The organism is Geodermatophilus bullaregiensis (assembly GCF_016907675.1).
Classification (GTDB): Bacteria; Actinomycetota; Actinomycetes; order Mycobacteriales; family Geodermatophilaceae; genus Geodermatophilus; species Geodermatophilus bullaregiensis.
In genome coordinates this window covers 3,614,637-3,630,846 of record NZ_JAFBCJ010000001.1, presented here as the reverse complement: position 1 = coordinate 3,630,846, position 16,210 = coordinate 3,614,637, and the positions used below count along the sequence as shown (strand labels likewise).

Sequence of the window (16,210 nt, the reverse complement as noted above, 5' to 3'; positions counted from 1 at the left end):
GAGGGCTACGGTCCCCGGGTGCCCGACCCCGTCCTCCCCCGCCGCAGGCGCGCCGGCGCACGTCGGGTGCCCACCGCCACCGTGCGCGGCGTCCGCGTGGTGCGGGCACGGTGAGCGCCGCCCTGGCCGCCCAGGTGCTGGTGGTCCCCGCACCCGGGCGGGACGGGACCCGCTCGATCCCGCCGTGCACGCCCGGCCAGGCCGCGGCGATCACCGCGGCCGCGGTGTCCGACACCCTCGACGCGGTGCGCGCCACGCCGGTGGCCCGCCGGGTGGTGGCCCTCGACGGCGCCGCCGGTGACCTCGACCTGTCCGGTTGCCACGTCGTCCCGCAGGTCGACGGGGACCTCGGCACCCGCCTGGCGGTCGCCTTCGCCGACGCGGCGGGCTCCTCCGGGAGCGGCCTGCCCACCCTGCTCATCGGCACGGACACCCCGCAGGTGACGCCGGCGCTGCTGGCCGCGTGCCTGGACCGGCTGCTGTCGGCGGGGCACGGGACGGCGGTCCTCGGCACGGCCCCGGACGGCGGCTGGTGGGCGCTCGGCCTGTACTGCGCCGCCGCGGCAGGGGTGCTGCGGGGCGTGCCGACGGGCCGTGGCGACACCGGCGAGCACACCCGCGCCGCACTCGTGGACGCCGGGCTCACCGTGCTCGACCTGCCCGAGCTCGCCGGCATCCACGGCTTCCCCGACGCGCTGTCGGTGGCCGACGCCTGCGCCCCCGGGACCCGCACCGTCCGCGTGGTCGCCGAGGTCGCCGCCGCGCTGGGCGGTGGCGCCCGACCGGCGCCGGGTGTCAGCCGCGCGGCACCGACACCGTCCCGTCGGTGAGGTCCTTGGCGTAGAGGTCGCGCAGCCGGTTGGTGTCGGTCGCCGTCAGCGCCTGCGACGTCGTCACCAGCACGCGGTCGCCGTCCACGGCCGTCAGCCGGCCGTACTCGGCGGCCGAGACCGCACCGGTGGGGCCGGCCGTCGCCCGGCCGCCGGCGTCGGCGGTGACCAGGGTCAGCCCACCGCCGCCGAGGTCGCGGCGGTAGTGGTCGGTGTGGCCGTTGCCGTCTGCCGGCAGGGCCGCCGCGGCGGTGGCGTAGAAGCCGTGGCGGCCGGTCGGGTCGAGCTCGACCTGGTGCTCCCAGACCGTCGTCTGCCCGCTGCCCATCGCGACGACGGCGCCGGTGGCGGTGTCGACGCGGTAGGCCAGGCCGGTGGACCAGGCCGCGGTCGGCGTCGGCGTGGTCACCTTCGCGGCGGTCACGAGGGCGACGTGGCGGCCGTCGTCGCTGATCGCGACGTCACCGGCGTCGCGGTACACGCCGTACTCCGTCGTCCGGCCGCCCGCGACCACCGACGAGACGACGACGGCCTGCCCGGCGCCCGCCCCCGACAGCGTCTTGCGGTACAGCACGACGGGGCCGTTGGCCGCCGCCGCCGGGAAGAGCGCGAACCGGCCGTCCGGGGTGACCGCGAGCGCCGGGCCGGTGGCGGTGCGCCCGAGCTCCCCGCCGGCCGACGACGTCGAGACCCGGGTGACCGCGCCGGTCGACAGGCGCTTGGCGAACACGTCGACGGCGCCGTTGGTGTCGCCGGGCGCGAGGTCGGGCCGGGCCGAGTAGAAGAGCACCAGGTCGCCGTCGCCGGAGACGACCACCGTCGGGCTCGTGGCGTGCACGGCCGCGCCGCCCTGCAGGACGGTGCCCGCGACCGAGGCGTGCACCCGGCCGCCGGCCGGCACGCTGACCAGCTCCCAGGCGCCGGTGCGGGTGTCGAGCCGGTAGACGTCGGGGAGGCGGTTGGTGTCGCCGGGGAGCAGCGCCGCGGACGTGGCGAGGGCGACGAAGCGGCCGTCGTCGCTGACCGCCGGCGCCGCGGTGTTGGTCGGGTCGCTGCTGCCCGTGGCCGCCGCCGGCAGCGGCGCGATGCGCCGCGCGGTGCCGGCGGAGCGGTCGAGCAGGTACAGCTCGTAGGCGGTGTTCGTGTCGGCGGCCTCCCAGCGGGCCGACGTGCCGATGACGACGAACCGGCCGTCCGCGCCGGCGGCGACCCCGCCGCTCTGCCCGGCGCCCTCCGCGGGCACCCGCGCGGCCACCGGGGCGACGGCGGCCTCGGCGGAGGGCTCCGAGACCTGCCCGGCGGCGTCGACGGCCACCACCCGGAAGCGGCGCTCGGTGCCGTTGACCAGCCCGGACACGGTCGCCTGCGTGGCCGGTGCGGCGACCGCGGCGACGACGCCGCCGTCCTCGGCGAGCACGCGGTACCCCGTGACGTCGGGCTCCGGGACGGCGTCCCAGCGCACCGTGGCGCGGCCGTCCCCGGCGACCGCGGTGACGCCCGCGGGTGCGGCCGGGACAGGATCGGCGGTCGGGGTGGCCGGCACCGCGGGGTCCGTGGCGGCGGAGGCGTTGCCGTGCCCGTCCACGGCGACCAGCCGGTAGGCGTAGGTGGTGTCGTTGACGACGCCGGTGTCCGTCCAGGACGTGCCGGCGACCCGCGCCACCTCGACGCCGTCGCGCAGCACGACGTACCCGGCGAGGTCGGGCTCGCCGTTGGCGGTCCAGGAGAGGTGCACGCGCCCGTCACCTCTCACCGCTGCGAGCCCGCTCGGCGTCGCCGGGGCGGTCAGGTCGGTCGGGCGGGCGGTCACGGCCGGGTCGCTCGGCGGGGAGGCGTTGCCGTGGCCGTCGACCGCCACCAGCCGGTAGGCGTAGGTGGTGTCGTTGACCACCGCGGTGTCGGTCCACGTCGTGCCGGTCACCCGCGCGACCTCGACGCCGTCGCGCAGCACGGCGTAGCCGGCGACGTCCGACTCGGGGCCGGCCGTCCAGGACAGGACCACCCGCCCGTCCCCGGCCGCCGCGGCCAGGCCGGTCGGCGTCGCCGGCGGGGTCTGGTCGAACGGCCGCGCGGAGGCCACGGGGGCGGAGCTCGCCGACCAGTTGCCCGAGGTGTCGTGCGTCTGCACCGCGTAGCCGTAGGTCCGGTCGGCGACCACCGCGGTGTCGGTCCAGGAGGCGGTGACCCGTCCGGCGAGCAGGCCCGTCACCGGGACGCCGTCGCGCAGCACGCGGTGGCCGTCGGCGTCGTAGTCGGCCGCGTTCGGGGTCCACGTCACCGTCACCCGCAGGTCGCCGGCGGTCGCGACGACCCCGGTGGGCGCGGCGGGGGCGACGGAGTCGCGCGGGGTGCCCGTCGCCGGCGTGCTGCGGGTGGTGCCGACGCCCGAGGACCCGAGGAACGACGTCTTGGTCCGGACGGTGACCTGGTACGGCTGCCCGTTGACCAGGCCGGTGACGACCGCGCTGGTCCCCGTGGGACTGGCCCTCACGACCCCGTCGACGAAGACGTCGTAGCCGGAGACGAAGCCCTCGGTCGACGCGGTCCACGAGACCTGCAACGCGCGATCGGCCGGGGCGGCGACCACGTCGGTCGGCGGCACGGGGTCGGCGAAGCTCGCCGGCGCGAGGTCCGGGTCCGGCGCGACGGGACCGGAGCCGGTCAGCGCGACGACACCGAGCACCACCGCGGCCAGCAGGCGGGCAGCCCACGGACGCCGCCGTCGCCGTCCGCCGGTTCGGTCGTCCTGGTGCCGGGCCACCGTCGCCTCCGCTCGGCACCGGTCGGGCGGGGTGCCGCGAGAGGTGTCGGACGGCGGGGCGCGATGTTGAGTCCGGTCCCGTCCCGGAACGCTCCCGGCCCGCCCGGGAGGCGGGTCAGGGGACGGCGGTGTCCACGGCCGCCGGGGCGTTGCGCCGCGTCGCCAGCACGCAGCCGAGCAGCACCAGCGGCAGGCCCACGGCCAGGCCCAGGGTGAACGGCTCGTCGAGCAGCAGCACGCCCGCGAGCACCGCGACGGCGGGGTTGACGAAGGTGATGACCAGCGCCCGCTGGGGGCCGACCTCGCGGATGAGCGCGAAGAACAGCACCAGCGCCAGGGCGGTGCAGACGACGCCGAGGGCGGCCAGCGAGGCCTGCGCCCGCACCGGGGCCGCCGTCACCTGGCCGATCCGCGGCAGCGCGAACGGGGCGTACACCACCGCGGTGACCACCAGCGCGATCGCGCTGACCGCCACGCCGGGGACCTCGCCCAGCGCACGGCTGGCCACCAGCGGCGCGGTGCCGTAGCCGACGACGACGAGCACGACCGCCAGCACCGGGAGCAGCGCGACGCCCTCGACGTCGAACCCGAGCAGCGCCACGATGCCGGCCACACCCAGCCCCATGCCGGCCAGCCGCACCGGCGTCAGCCGCTCCTCGTCCCCCACCAGCCGGGCGGCCAGCGCGGCGACGAAGGGGACGGAGGCCACGAGCAGCCCGGTGAGCGAGCTGGACAGCGTGTCCTCGGCGTAGGAGAGCAGCATCCACGGCCCGGTCATCTCCAGCACGGTGAACAGCAGCAGCGCCCGCCAGTGCCGCAGCGCCGGGCGCACCTGGCCGCGGGCGAGCGTCCACGGCAGCAGCAGCGCCGCCCCGACGACGCAGCGGGTGAAGACGACGACCACCGGCGAGGTCTCCTCGACGGCGACCTTGATGAGCAGGTAGGGCACACCCCAGAGCACCGACATCGCCAGGAACAGCACCCATCCGCGACGGCTCACCGGCCGCCTCCGTCCCGCTCGCTCACCCGGCCATCCTGACGGCCGCGGCGTGCGGCCCGGCGGCCACCCCGGCACCGCGGTCGGGGTCCCGCCGCCACCGGGACGGCCCGCGCTAGCGTGACCGGCGTGGACGGGGCGGGGTACGGGACCTTCGTCGTCCTCGCCGTCGTGCTGGTGCTCGTCCCCGGACCGGACTTCGCGGTGGTCGTCCGCAACACCCTGGCCGGCGGCCGCGGCCGCGGTGCGTGGAGCGCCGTCGGCATCACCGTGTCGAACGTCGTGCAGGGCACGGCGGCCGCCACCGGGCTCGCGGCGGTGGTCGTCCGCGTCGAGCCGCTGTTCGCGGCCGTCCGCTGGCTGGGCGTCGGCTACCTGGCGCACCTGGCGGTGCAGGCGTTCCGGTCGGCGGCGCGCGGGCAGTACCCCGCCCTGGACGGCGGCGGGACGGTGTCGGGACCGCGTGCGCGGACCGGCCTGCGCCAGGGCTTCCTGTCCAACATCACCAACCCGAAGGTGCTGGCGTTCTACCTCGCCGTGCTGCCGCAGTTCCTCGGGCCGGGCACCGCCGTCCCCGTGCTCCTGGCGTACGCCTCCACGCACGCGGTGGTCGGGCTCGTGTACCTGCTCCTCCTCGTCGCCGTCCTGCACCGGGCGCGCCGGGTGCTCGCCCGCCGCCCGGTGCGCCGCGCCCTCGACGCGTTCACCGGCTGCGCCCTGCTGGCCTTCGGGGTGCGCCTCGCGGCCGACCGCTAGGGGGTCCGCACCGGTCAGGCGAGCGCGACGTGCGGGGCGTCGGGGTCGCCGGCGTCCCGGTCGGTCAGGTGGACCTCGGCCGGGCCGCCCGACCGCGCCAGGTGTCCGCCCACGCCCCGGGCCTGCGGCCCGCCCCAGGGGCGGGGTCACGGGGCGCCGGCGAGTCGAGCGGGGGTCTTGCGGACGGCGGGCTCCGCGCGCTGCACTCCCCCCATGACCGCCGACGACCGCCTCGCCGCCCTGGTCGACGCCCTCGCCGGCGAGCCGGGCGTGACGCCGCCGCAGCCCGGTGGACGACGGTTCGGCTCCGCGGCCCTGGAGGTCGACGGCGCGATCTTCGCGATGGCGGTCGACGGCGCGCTGGTGGTCAAGCTGCCCCGGGACCGGGTCGCCGCCCTGGTCGCCGACGGCGCGGGCAGCGCCTTCGCCAACGGCCGGGGGCAGCCGATGCGCGAGTGGGTCACTCTCGGGGACGACGCCGCGGCCGACCTGCCCCTGGCCCGCGAGGCGCTGGCCTTCGTCGCCGCCGGCCGCCGCTGACCCCTCGCCCGGCGTCCCCGGCCGTTTCCCGGCGGTCCGGTCCGGGCAGCGACCGGGGAAGCGACGACGGGAGGACCCCCGGTGGCCGACGCACACGCGCGCCCCCCGGCCCGGCGGCGGCTGCTGGTCTCCGGCCTGCTGCTGGGCCTGGGCACGGCGGGGGCGGTCGACGAGATCGTCTTCCACCAGCTGCTGCACTGGCACCACTTCTACGACCGGGCCAGCGGCGCGGCCGGGCTGGTCTCCGACGGCCTGCTGCACGCCGGCACCTTCTCCGCGGCCGTGGCGGGCATGGCCCTGCTGGCCGACGCGCGGCGCCGCGGCCGGTTCGTCCCCGCGCTGTGGTGGGGCGCCGTGCTGACGGGAGCGGGCGCCTTCCAGGTGTGGGACGGCCTCGTGCACCACAAGCTGCTGCGGCTGCACCAGGTCCGCTACGGCGTCGACCTCACCGGCTACGACGTCGGCTGGATCGTGCCCGGCGTGCTGCTGCTGGCCGCCGGGGTCGCGCTGCTCCTGCGCGCCCGGGCCCGGCCGGTCGCCGTGACGTGACGGCGGCCGCGCTCGGCGTCCTGCTGGCCGCGGGCGCCGGCCACGTCGCGGCCACCTGGCGCTGCCGCAGCCCCTGGCCGCTGGCCCGCACCGCGGCGTGGCTGCTCGGCCTGGCCGCCGCGGGGGTCGCCGTGGCGGGCCCGGCGCGCGCCCACCACGACCTGCACGCGCACATGGCCGGGCACCTGCTGCTGGGCATGGTCGCGCCACTGCTGCTGGTGCTCGCCGCCCCGGTCACCCTGGCGCTGCGCGCGCTCCCCCCGCGAGGCGCCCGCCGGCTGGCCCGGCTGCTGCGCACGCCACCCGCGCGGTGGCTGACCGACCCGCTGGTCGCCGTCCCGCTCAACGCCGCCGGGCTGTGGCTGCTCTACGGCACCGGCCTGCACACCGCCCTGGCCGGCCGTCCCGCGCTGACCACCCTGGTCTGGGCGCACCTGCTGGTCAGCGGGTACCTCGCCACCGCCTCCGTGCTGGCCGTCGACCCCGCGCCGCACCGCCGCCCGGTGGCGGTGCGCGCCGTCGCGCTGGCCGGCGGCGCCGCGGCGCACGACGTCCTGGCGAAGGTGCTCTACGCGCACCCGCCGGCCGGCACGGTCGGCGCGGAGGCCGGCGCGCGGCTGATGTACGACGGCGGCACCGTGCTGACCCTGGTCACCGCCGCGCTGCTGTGGCGCCGCTGGTACGTCAGCCGGGACGCGGTGCGGGCGGCGGCCCGGCCCGCGTAGGGCCGCGCGCTCAGTCCGGGACCGCCGGCCCGCCGGTCACCTGCTCGGCGCAGGCGGCGAGCACGGCGTCGTAGGCGGCGTGCGCGACCGCCACCTCCTCGTCGCCGGCCCCGCCCTCGACCACCGGGTAGCCGTACTCGTACCCGCCGTCGGCGCGGACGGTGAGGACGAAGCCCTGCGGCAGGAGGCAGGCGGCCAGGCGCTCGCGCACCTCCGGGTCGGTGGTGGCGAGGGCGTCGGCCACGGTGGCGCGGGGGTCCACCGGCGGAGGCGCCGAGGCGTCCGTCAGCGGCACGGGCCGCACCGTGGTCCGCGTCGCGCCGTCCCGGCGGACGTCGACCGCCTCCACCCCGAGGTACACCGGCGCGGGCACCTCGGCGACGAGGACGCCGTCGGCCTCGGTCAGGTCGGTCCACGCCCGCCCGACGCCCCCGCCGTCGACGGGCACCGAGCCCGGTGAGTACCGCGCGGTGTCGGCGGGCCGGCTGACGACCACCAGCACCGGGGCGGGACCGGCGGTGTCGAGCAGGGCCATCGGCTGGTCCTGCCCGCCCCGCTGCGGAGGCGCCAGCAGCGCGAGCTCGTCCGGCGCGGCGCCGGCCGGGCCGCCGAACCAGGCGTACACGAGCTGGCGCCGGTCCTCGCCCATGACCAGCGCCCACCGCCGTCCGCCGGGCAGGTCGCCGGCGAACAGCACCCGGCGGGTCGGCGCCGGCGGGCTGAGCACCGCGCCCTCGATGCCCAGCGGCGCCGACCACTCGAGCGCAGCCGCCCCGGCGACGAAGTCGTCGTCGCCGGCCAGCGAGCCGCGGACCGGGAGGTCGTACAGGCCCGGACCGGCGTCCTCCGCCTGCCCGGTCCCCCCGGTCGCGGCCCCGCCCGCCGCGGGCCCGGCGTCGGGCAGCAGCGCCGGCACGGCGCCGGCGAGCAGGGCGACGGCGACGGCGCCGCCCGCCAGGGCCAGTCGGGTGCGTCGCTGCCGCCGGGACAGCGCGACCGCGGCCGCGGCGGTGTCCTCCCCGCGCGGCCGGCCGGCTCCGGCGGCCAGCCGGTGCAGGGCGTCGCGGACGTCGAGGTCGGGGTCGGTCACGACGGCCTCCGGTCGGTCAGCGGGGTGGGCTCGGGATCCAGCGCCCGGCGGACGGCGGACAGGCCGCGGGCGGTGTGGGTGCGGACGGTGCTGGCCGAGCAGCCGAGCACGCGGGCGGTCTCGGTCTCGGTGAGGTCCTCGTAGAAGCGCAGGACGAGGACCGCGCGGGCCCGCGGGGACAGCAGGTCGAGGGCCCGGCGCAGCTCGTCGGCGAGGGCGTGGGCGTCCTGCCAGTCCCCGGCGGGCCGCTCGGGCAGCGTCTCGAGGACCTGCTCGCCGTGCCACAGCCGCCGTCGCCAGCTCAGGTGGCAGTTGACCAGCAGCCGGCGCACGTAGGCGACCGGCACGTCGGCCCGCTGGACGCGCGCCCAGTGCCGGTGCGCCCGGGCGAGCGCGGTCTGCACGAGGTCCTCGGCGTGCCCGCGGTCGCCGGTGAGCAGGTAGGCGGTCCGCAGCAGCGCCGCCTCGTGGGCGACCACGAACGCCGTGAACTCCCGGTCCGTGCTCATCGCCCTCCGCCCCGTCCGTCCCCCTGTTCAGGAGACCCGCCGGGACGCCCGGATCCGTGACGTCCCGACGTCACGGTCCGGTAACGGACGGCGGCCCTCAGCCGGCGTAGGTCGTGGCGAAGCGGGCGAACCGGCGCAGCGACAGCCGCACCCCGACGACGACGAACGGCTTCGCCAGCGGCCAGCCCAGCCTGCCGAGCAGCCCGAGGGGCAGGTACAGCCGCTCGGTCCAGACGAACTCGGTGCGCTCCCCCGAGGGCCGCACCTCGAAGATGCCGGGACCGCGCACGACCCGGCCGGTGTGCTGGACGACCACGCGCCGGGGCGGGTCCCACTCGGTGATGACCATGGTGTCGAGGACGCCGAGGTGCCGCCCGCGCCGCCACGGCAGCGGGACGCCGGTGCGCGCGGCCAGCCGCCCGCCGACGCCCTGCGCGGGCCCGCCCACGGTCTCGACGTCGGTGGCCAGCATCCAGGCCCCCTGGGACCGCCAGTCGGTCAGCGCCGCCCACACGCGTTCCGGCGGCGCCTCGACCGTGACCCGCTCGACCAGCTCAGGCATCGGCGCCCGCTCCGTTCCCGGCCGCGGGAGCGGCCTGCTCGTCCTGCGTGCGCCCGGCCGGCAGGGTCAGCCCCGGGTCGGTGTCGGCGTCGGCGGCCCGCGCCGGGCGGTCGTGCGCGGCGCGCAGCGCGGCGATGGTCTCGTCGCGCTCCTCGATCGTCTGGGCCAGCTGCTCGAGCAGCCAGTCCACCTCGGTCATGCGGTAGCCGCGCACGGCCACCGAGATCCGCAGCGCGCGCACGTCCTCGCCGGTGACCGGCCGGTCGTCGGGCAGCTCCACCGGGGAGCGGTCGAGGTCGGCCGGCGGCTGGGACTCCCCGCGGCCGAGCAGCACCGAGCCGCCGAGGAACAGCAGCGCCCCGACGACGGCGACCGCGGCCAGCCCGACGAGGAGGGACAGCACCGCGCCCCCTCAGCCCTCGACCGGCTCGACCGGCCCGGACAGTGGCGCCCGCATGCCCCCGCCGTTGTCGCCCGGCGACCCGGCCGCCTCGGCCGCCCGGATGTGGGCGAGCACCTCGGCGACGTCGTCGGTGACGGTGAACAGGTCCAGGTCGCCGGGGCTGATCGTGCCGGACTCGAGCAGCGCACCGCGGATCCACTCGACCAGGCCCGACCAGTACGCGGTGCCGAACAGGACGACCGGGAAGCGGGTGACCTTGCGGGTCTGCACCAGGGTCAGCGCCTCGAACAGCTCGTCGAGGGTGCCGAAGCCGCCGGGGAGGATGACGAAGGCCTGCGCGTACTTCACGAACATCGTCTTGCGGACGAAGAAGTAGCGGAAGCTGATGCCGACGTCGACCCACTCGTTGAGCTCCTGCTCGAACGGCAGCTCGATGCCCAGGCCCACCGACAGCCCGCCGGCCTCGTGGGCGCCGCGGTTGGCTGCCTCCATCGCACCCGGCCCGCCGCCGGTGATGACCGCGTAGCCGGCGCGGGCGAGCGCCCCGCCGATCCGCACGCCCGCCTCGTAGTAGGGGTGGTCGGGCTTCGTGCGGGCGCTGCCGAAGACGCTGACCGCCCGCGGCAGCTCGGCGAGCAGGCCGAAGCCCTCCACGAACTCCGACTGGATGCGCAGCACCCGCCACGGGTCGGTGTGCACCCAGTCGGTGGGCCCGCGGCGGTCGAGCAGCCGCTGGTCGGTCGTCGTCCCGACCGTCTGCGGGTCCGGCTCGCCGCCGCGCAGCACCACCGGACCGCGGTGGCGCGTCGGGCGCGGGTTCCGGCCGTCGGCGGGCGGGGGGATGGTCGTCATGCACGGCTCCTCAGGCGGCGGGCGTCGCCAGATAGGCGGTCAGGGCGTCCTCGGCCGGCTGCAGGCGCTCGACCAGGACGTGCTCCTCGCGGGTGTGGGCCAGCGTCGGGTCGCCGGGGCCGTAGTTGACCGCCGGGATGCCGAGCGCGGCGAAGCGGGCGACGTCGGTCCAGCCGAGCTTGGCCCGCGCGGGCTTGCCGACGGCGGCGACGAACGCCGCGGCGGCGGGCTCGGACAGGCCCGGCAGCGCGCCGCCGGCGTTGTCGGTGACGGTCAGGGTGGCACCGGCGGCGATCGCCCCGGCGAAGACCTCGCGGACGTGCGCCTCGGCGGCGTCCTCGTCCCGATCGGGGGCGTAGCGGAAGTTCACCGTCAGCGCGGCCTCGTCCGGGATCACGTTGCCGGCCACGCCGCCGGAGACGCCGACCGCGTTGAGGCCCTCGCGGTACAGGCAGCCGTCGATCTCCACCTCGCGCGCCTCGTAGGCGGCCAGCGCGGCCAGCGCCCCGGCCAGCCCGTGGACGGCGTTGACCCCGAGCCAGCTGCGCGCGCTGTGCGCCCGCCGGCCCCTCGTCTCCAGCCGGGCCCGCAGCGTGCCCTGGCAGCCGGCCTCGATCTCGCCGTCGGTGCCCTCGAGCAGGACGGCGAGGTCGCCGTAGAGCCACCCGCGCCGCTCGCGGGCCACCCGGCCGAGGCCGCTCTTGACCGCCTCGACCTCCTCGTTGTCGTAGAAGACGAAGGTCAGGTCGTGCGCGGGCTCGGCGCCGGGGACGCCGAAGCGCCCGGCCAGCCGCAGCATCACCGCGTCGCCGGACTTCATGTCGCTGGTGCCGCAGCCGTAGAGCCGTCCGTCCTCCAGCCGGCTGGGCACGTTGCCGGCGATCGGCACGGTGTCGAGGTGCCCGGCCAGGACGACGCGGGTGTCGCGGCCGAGGCCCGTGCGGGCGAGGACGGTGTCGCCGACCCGCTCGACCTCGAGCCCGCCGAGGGACCGCAGCGCCGTCTCCACCGCGTCGGCCAGCGCCCGCTCGTCCCCGGACACCGAGGGGGTGTCCACCAGGACCCGGGTCAACGTGAGGACGTCGGCAGAGAGGTCCAGTCGGGGCGGGGAGCTCACGGTGCCCGAGCCTACGGTGGGAGGACCTCGTCCTCCTCACCGTGGAGGGACGGGGCCGCCGGCCGTCCCGGCGCGCCGAGCTGGGTAGCGTCGGGCCGTGACCGCCCCCGCCGCCCGCTCCGCCGTCGCCACCGGTCTCGCGACCGTCACCGCCTCCGGGACCGTCCTCGACACCTGGTACCCCTCCCCCGCGCTCGGCGCGGACGGGCCGACCGGCACCCACCAGCTCGGCACCCTGGAACTCGGCGGCGAGCTCGGCCACGAGTTCTCCGGCCTGGTGCGCAGCGACGAGCTCCGCGGCGTGGAGGTCGTCGGCGTCCGCACGGTGATCGCCGACCTCGACGCCCCGCCGGTCGACACGCACGACGTCTACCTGCGGCTGCACCTGCTCTCCGCCCGGCTGGTCCGGCCGCACGGGGTGAACCTCGACGGCGTCTTCGGCCTGCTGGCCAACGTGGCCTGGACCAGCGCCGGGCCGGTCCTGGCCACCGAGCTGACCCCCACCCGGCGGGCGGCGCTGCGCGCCGCGCGGGGGCACCTGACGGTGCTGTCGGTGGACAAGTTCCCGCGGATGGTCGACTACGTGCTCCCCCCGGGCGTGCGCGTCGCCGACGCCGACCGGGTGCGGCTGGGCGCCCACCTGGCCGAGGGGACGACGGTCATGCACGAGGGCTTCGTCAACTACAACGCCGGCACGCTCGGCCCCTCGATGGTCGAGGGCCGGATCAGCGCGGGCGTCGTCGTCGGCGCCGACAGCGACGTCGGGGGGAGCGCGTCGATCATGGGCACGCTGTCGGGCGGCGGCAAGGAGGTCGTCTCCATCGGCACCGGCTGCCTGCTCGGCGCCAACTCGGGCATCGGCATCTCGCTCGGGGACGACTGCGTCGTCGAGGCCGGCTGCTACGTGACCGCCGGCTCGCGGATCACGCTGCCCGACGGCTCGGTGGTCAAGGGCCGCGAGCTGTCCGGGCGCGACGGGCTGCTGTTCCGCCGCAACAGCGTCTCCGGCGCGCTGGAGGCCCTGCCGCGCACCGGCACCTGGGGCGAGCTGAACGCCGCCCTGCACGCCAACTAGGTCAGGTTGGCGGGCTCCGCGGCGGGGGCGACGAGGTGCTCGAGCAGGGCGACGACGAACTCCTGCGGCCGCTCGACGTGCGGTGAGTGCCCGACCCCGGGCAGGACCACCTCGCGGTAGGCGCCGCCGGTCGCGGCGTAGCGGTCGAGCACCGCGCGGGTCTGGGTGACCATCGGCTGCGGCGGGCAGGTCTCCGCCCCCGGCCAGCCGGGCACCGCCCCGAGCTGCCCGAGGAACGCCAGGTCGAACGCCGAGGTGTCGGAGACGATCGCGTCGGCGTCGCCGCGGATCCACAGCACCGGCGGCTTGGCCGGCAGGTCCACGACCCCGGAGACGTCGAACACCGTCGGCGCCATGGTGTTGAGCACCCCGCGCGGCCCCGGCGCCGTCCCCGGCCACGTGTCGCTGGGCGCGCTGTCGCCGGGGTAGTGGTCCTCGCCGGTGCGCGTCGAGAGCATCGCGGCGACGAAGACGTCCTCCAGCGCCGGGTCCAGCGGCAGCGACCCCGGCGCCACGTAGAAGGCGCGCAGGATCGACCGCGGACTGGTGGGCGCCGCGTCGGTCGTGTCGCCGGCCGCCAGCGCCGCGACGAACTCCGGGTTGGCCGCGCCGCCGCCGGAGCCCGCGCCGTCCCCCGCCAGCCGGCGGCCCTCCGCGCCGGCGGTGCCGCCGAAGCCGTAGGGCGACACCGGGGCCACCAGCGTCACCGACGCCACCCGGGCGGGGTCGTCGAGCAGCCGCTGCAGGACGACGCCGGCGCCCATGCTCCAGCCGACCAGGTGCACCCGGTCTAGGCCGAGCGCGTCGAACAGCGCGCCGAGGTCGTCGGCCCAGTCGCGCACCCCGCGGCGGGCGTCGACCGGCACCGGATCGGTGTCGCCGTAGCCGCGCAGGTCGACGGCGAGCACCCGGCGCCCGGTCCCGTGCACCGCCAGCACCGTGGGCTGCCAGAACAGCGACGAGCTCACGTTGCCGTGCACGAACAGCACCGCCTCGCCGGGACCGGCCGGCTCGGTGCCCTCCGGGTGCAGCACGTTCTGGGTGAGCCGGGCGGTGGGCACCCGGGTGGCGGTGATCCCGGGGAGCAGGGCGTCGGGCACGGGGCCTCCTGGGCAGCGGCGGGGCGAGCGGGCACACGCTAGCGATCACGGTCCGCCGGCGACAGCGGGCCCGGCCGTCCCACCGGCCCCACCGGTCCACCGGACGTCCAGGGTCCTGGCAGGCGGCGCACCTACCCTCGGGGACGATGACCAGCGCCCGGACCGCCCCCCGCCCGGCGGCCCGGCGTGCGCCGGCCCGGCGACCGTCGGCCGGACGCCCGGCGAAGCGGCCCCCGGCCAGGCGGCCCGCCGGCAGCCGTCCGGCCGCGCGGAGGAGCCGTGGCCGTGCCCTGGCGCTGCGCTCGTGGGGCCCCTTCTTCCTCGTGTGCGTCGTCCTGCTCGTCGTCCTCGTCTGGCGCGCCGACGGGGCCGCGCCCACGCGCACGGCGGTGTGCACGGTGCCCGCCACCTCGGTGACCCTCTCGGCCGAGCAGGTGGCGAACGCCCGGACGATCGCGCAGGTCGCCCGGGACCGCGGCCTGCCCGAGCGGGCGACCGTCATCGCCCTCGCCACGGCGATGCAGGAGTCGACCCTGCGCAACCTCGACCACGGCGACCGCGACTCCCTCGGCCTGTTCCAGCAGCGCCCGTCGCAGGGCTGGGGCACGCCCGAGCAGGTGCAGGACCCGGTGTACGCGGCCGGCCAGTTCTACGACCGGCTGGTGCGCGTCCCCGGCTGGGAGACCGGCGAGCTCACCCTGGTCGCCGACAGCGTGCAGCGCTCGGCGTTCCCGCTCGCCTACGGACGCTGGGCCGACTTCGCCCAGTCCCTGACCGCCGCCCTGCGCTCCGACGACTTCGAGCGCAACTGCGCCTGACCCCGGCGTCCGGGGGTCGTCAGGCGGTGAGGCGCCCGGCCGCCGCGTCGATGCGCTCGTCGGTCGCGGTGAGCGCCAGGCGGACGTGCCGGGCACCGGCGGGTCCGTAGAACGAGCCGGGCGCGGCGACGACGCCCAGAGCGGCCAGCCAGTCGATCGTCGCCCAGCAGTCCTCGTCCCGGGTGACCCACAGGTACAGCCCGGCCTCGGAGTGGTCGATGCGGGCGCCGGTGGACCGCACCGCGGCGGCCAGCCGGTCGCGGCGGGACCGGTAGCGCTCGCGCTGCGCGTCGACGTGCGCGTCGTCGGCGAGCGCCGCGGCCATCGCCGCCTGCACCGGACCGGGCACCAGCAGGCCCACGTGCCGGCGCACCTCCCACACCCGCCGCACCAGCGCCGGGTCGCCGGAGAGCAGCCCGGCGCGGTAGCCGGCGGCCGTCGACTGCTTGGACAGCGAGTGCACCGCCAGCAGGCCGGTGTGGTCGGGCCCGGCGACGGCGGGGTGCAGCAGCGAGCGCGGCTCGACGTCCCAGCCCAGCGTCGCGTAGCACTCGTCGGCGACCACGGGGACGCCGTGCTCCCGGCCCCACGCCGCCCAGGTGCGCAGCTGGTCGTCGGAGAGCACCCGGCCGTGCGGGTTGCCCGGCGAGTTCAGCCACACGAGCACGATCCCGGCCGCGTCGTCGGGCGGGGTGTCGGTGCGGCGCACCGCCAGGCCGGACAGCACCGCGCCCACCTCGTAGGTCGGGTAGGCGACCTCGGGGATGACGACGGTGCCCTCGCGCAGGCCGAGCAGCGTGGGCAGCAGCGCGACGAGCTCCTTGGACCCCACGGTGGGGACCACCGACGGGTCGGCCCCCAACGGGTCGGCCACCGTCACGCCCAGGCGCCGCTGCAGCCAGCCGGCCGCCGCGGTGCGCAGGTCACGCGTGCCGAGCGCGGTCGGGTAGCCCGGGGAGTCGCCCGCCGCGGCCAGCGCGGTGCGCAGCACGTCGGGGGTGGGGTCGACCGGCGTGCCGATGGAGAGGTCGACCACGCCGCCGGGGTGCCGCGCCGCGCGGGCGCGGGCGGCCTCGAGGCTGTCCCAGGGGAAGTCCGGCAGCCGCCCGGCTGCCGTCCCCGGGGCCGTGGTCGTCAGTGACCCTCGCCCTGCGGCGGCAGGGCGGCGACGAGCGGGTGGTCCTTGGCGATCTTGCCGGTCTTGGCCGCGCCGCCGGGGCTGCCCAGGTCGGAGAAGAACTCCACGTTGGCGTTGTAGAAGTCCTTCCACTTGTCCGGGACGTCGTCCTCGTAGTAGATGGCCTCCACCGGGCACACCGGCTCGCAGGCGCCGCAGTCGACGCACTCGTCGGGGTGGATGTAGAGCATCCGCTCGCCCTCGTAGATGCAGTCCACCGGACACTCGTCGATGCACGCCTTGTCGAGGACGTCGACGCAGGCCTGGGTGATCACGTAGGTCACGGTGGGTCCTCCCGGGGGACGTGCGGGCAGCGATCCGGCGACCGGCCGGTCTCGCGCGTGTCGGA

General features: G+C 77.6%; 18 protein-coding genes. 7 read left to right on the top strand and 11 right to left on the bottom strand.

Annotation, left to right across the window (positions count from 1 at the left end):
- The first annotated feature begins 110 nt into the window (after positions 1-110).
- Positions 111-830 carry a TIGR04282 family arsenosugar biosynthesis glycosyltransferase gene (locus tag JOD57_RS17305; protein WP_307824759.1) on the top strand — a complete coding sequence of 240 codons (720 nt, stop codon included), beginning with the start codon at positions 111-113 and terminating at the stop codon, positions 828-830.
- Here the strand turns inward: JOD57_RS17305 and JOD57_RS17300 are convergent.
- Positions 796-3,591, bottom strand: coding sequence for a fibronectin type III domain-containing protein (locus tag JOD57_RS17300; RefSeq protein ID WP_204693140.1), 2,796 nt, complete (start codon positions 3,589-3,591; stop codon positions 796-798). The two genes, JOD57_RS17305 and JOD57_RS17300, sit on opposite strands and share 35 nt — an antisense overlap.
- Before the next feature lie 115 nt (positions 3,592-3,706).
- On the bottom strand, positions 3,707-4,591 hold the full coding sequence (locus tag JOD57_RS17295; protein WP_204693139.1) for a DMT family transporter: 885 nt from the start codon (positions 4,589-4,591) through the stop codon (positions 3,707-3,709).
- Positions 4,592-4,717: 126 nt separating this feature from the next.
- On the opposite strand from JOD57_RS17295, the gene JOD57_RS17290 reads away from it, so the two are divergent.
- The 4 genes from JOD57_RS17290 (at position 4,718) to JOD57_RS17275 (ending at position 7,158) form a co-directional block, all read left to right on the top strand.
- Positions 4,718-5,344: a LysE family translocator gene (locus tag JOD57_RS17290; protein WP_204693138.1), complete on the top strand. Its 627-nt coding sequence runs from the start codon at positions 4,718-4,720 to the stop codon at positions 5,342-5,344.
- A gap of 213 nt (positions 5,345-5,557) precedes the next feature.
- Complete coding sequence (locus JOD57_RS17285; RefSeq protein ID WP_204693137.1) at positions 5,558-5,884, top strand: hypothetical protein; 327 nt, start codon at positions 5,558-5,560, stop codon at positions 5,882-5,884.
- 81 nt (positions 5,885-5,965) lie between these two features.
- The gene (locus JOD57_RS17280; protein WP_204693136.1) at positions 5,966-6,433 is read left to right on the top strand and encodes a DUF2243 domain-containing protein; all 468 of its coding nucleotides are present in this window, start codon (positions 5,966-5,968) and stop codon (positions 6,431-6,433) included.
- Positions 6,430-7,158, top strand: coding sequence for a cytochrome c oxidase assembly protein (locus JOD57_RS17275; RefSeq protein WP_204693135.1), 729 nt, complete (start codon positions 6,430-6,432; stop codon positions 7,156-7,158). Before JOD57_RS17280 ends, JOD57_RS17275 begins: the two co-directional genes overlap by 4 nt.
- 10 nt (positions 7,159-7,168) lie before the next feature.
- On the opposite strand, the gene JOD57_RS17270 is transcribed toward JOD57_RS17275, so the two are convergent.
- From JOD57_RS17270 to dapE, 6 genes are all read right to left on the bottom strand, one after another.
- Positions 7,169-8,248, bottom strand: a complete 1,080-nt coding sequence (locus tag JOD57_RS17270; RefSeq protein ID WP_204693134.1) for a hypothetical protein — start codon at positions 8,246-8,248, stop codon at positions 7,169-7,171.
- Complete coding sequence (locus tag JOD57_RS17265; protein WP_204693133.1) at positions 8,245-8,757, bottom strand: SigE family RNA polymerase sigma factor; 513 nt, start codon at positions 8,755-8,757, stop codon at positions 8,245-8,247. Before JOD57_RS17265 ends, JOD57_RS17270 begins: the two co-directional genes overlap by 4 nt.
- A gap of 97 nt (positions 8,758-8,854) precedes the next feature.
- The gene (locus JOD57_RS17260) at positions 8,855-9,319 is read right to left on the bottom strand and encodes an SRPBCC family protein (protein WP_204693132.1); all 465 of its coding nucleotides are present in this window, start codon (positions 9,317-9,319) and stop codon (positions 8,855-8,857) included.
- Positions 9,312-9,722, bottom strand: coding sequence for a DivIVA domain-containing protein (locus tag JOD57_RS17255; protein WP_204693131.1), 411 nt, complete (start codon positions 9,720-9,722; stop codon positions 9,312-9,314). The genes JOD57_RS17260 and JOD57_RS17255 overlap by 8 nt, the downstream gene beginning before the upstream one ends.
- Positions 9,723-9,731: 9 nt before the next feature.
- Complete coding sequence (locus tag JOD57_RS17250; protein WP_204693130.1) at positions 9,732-10,574, bottom strand: LOG family protein; 843 nt, start codon at positions 10,572-10,574, stop codon at positions 9,732-9,734.
- Positions 10,575-10,584: 10 nt separating this feature from the next.
- Positions 10,585-11,691 (bottom strand): succinyl-diaminopimelate desuccinylase, encoded by a 1,107-nt coding sequence (dapE, locus tag JOD57_RS17245; protein ID WP_204693129.1) that lies wholly within the window; start codon positions 11,689-11,691, stop codon positions 10,585-10,587.
- Positions 11,692-11,788: 97 nt separating this feature from the next.
- Here dapE and dapD point away from each other — a divergent pair, with 97 nt between their 5' ends.
- The gene (dapD, locus tag JOD57_RS17240; protein ID WP_204693128.1) at positions 11,789-12,766 is read left to right on the top strand and encodes a 2,3,4,5-tetrahydropyridine-2,6-dicarboxylate N-succinyltransferase; all 978 of its coding nucleotides are present in this window, start codon (positions 11,789-11,791) and stop codon (positions 12,764-12,766) included.
- Here dapD and JOD57_RS17235 read toward each other — a convergent pair.
- Entirely contained in the window at positions 12,763-13,866 is a 1,104-nt protein-coding gene (locus tag JOD57_RS17235) for an alpha/beta hydrolase (RefSeq protein WP_204693127.1), read from the bottom strand. The two genes, dapD and JOD57_RS17235, sit on opposite strands and share 4 nt — an antisense overlap.
- 146 nt (positions 13,867-14,012) lie before the next feature.
- On the opposite strand from JOD57_RS17235, the gene JOD57_RS17230 reads away from it, so the two are divergent.
- Entirely contained in the window at positions 14,013-14,684 is a 672-nt protein-coding gene (locus JOD57_RS17230) for a hypothetical protein (RefSeq protein WP_204693126.1), read from the top strand.
- A gap of 19 nt (positions 14,685-14,703) precedes the next feature.
- Here JOD57_RS17230 and dapC read toward each other — a convergent pair whose 3' ends face one another.
- Both dapC and fdxA read right to left on the bottom strand, forming a co-directional pair.
- Positions 14,704-15,786: a succinyldiaminopimelate transaminase gene (gene dapC, locus JOD57_RS17225; protein ID WP_275582491.1), complete on the bottom strand. Its 1,083-nt coding sequence runs from the start codon at positions 15,784-15,786 to the stop codon at positions 14,704-14,706.
- A 32-nt stretch (positions 15,787-15,818) separates the two neighbouring features.
- On the bottom strand, positions 15,819-16,145 hold the full coding sequence (gene fdxA / locus JOD57_RS17220; protein ID WP_075012384.1) for a ferredoxin: 327 nt from the start codon (positions 16,143-16,145) through the stop codon (positions 15,819-15,821).
- Positions 16,146-16,210: the final 65 nt, after the last annotated feature.

Bases quoted from the DNA above. Each gene is read 5' to 3' on its own strand.
- JOD57_RS17265 (WP_204693133.1), bottom strand. From the start codon at position 8,757: ATGAGCACGGACCGGGAGTTCACGGCGTTCGTGGTCGCCCACGAGGCG.
- JOD57_RS17260 (WP_204693132.1), bottom strand. From the start codon at position 9,319: ATGCCTGAGCTGGTCGAGCGGGTCACGGTCGAGGCGCCGCCGGAACGC.
- JOD57_RS17230 (WP_204693126.1), top strand. From the start codon at position 14,013: ATGACCAGCGCCCGGACCGCCCCCCGCCCGGCGGCCCGGCGTGCGCCG.
- JOD57_RS17285 (WP_204693137.1), top strand. From the start codon at position 5,558: ATGACCGCCGACGACCGCCTCGCCGCCCTGGTCGACGCCCTCGCCGGC.
- JOD57_RS17250 (WP_204693130.1), bottom strand. From the start codon at position 10,574: ATGACGACCATCCCCCCGCCCGCCGACGGCCGGAACCCGCGCCCGACG.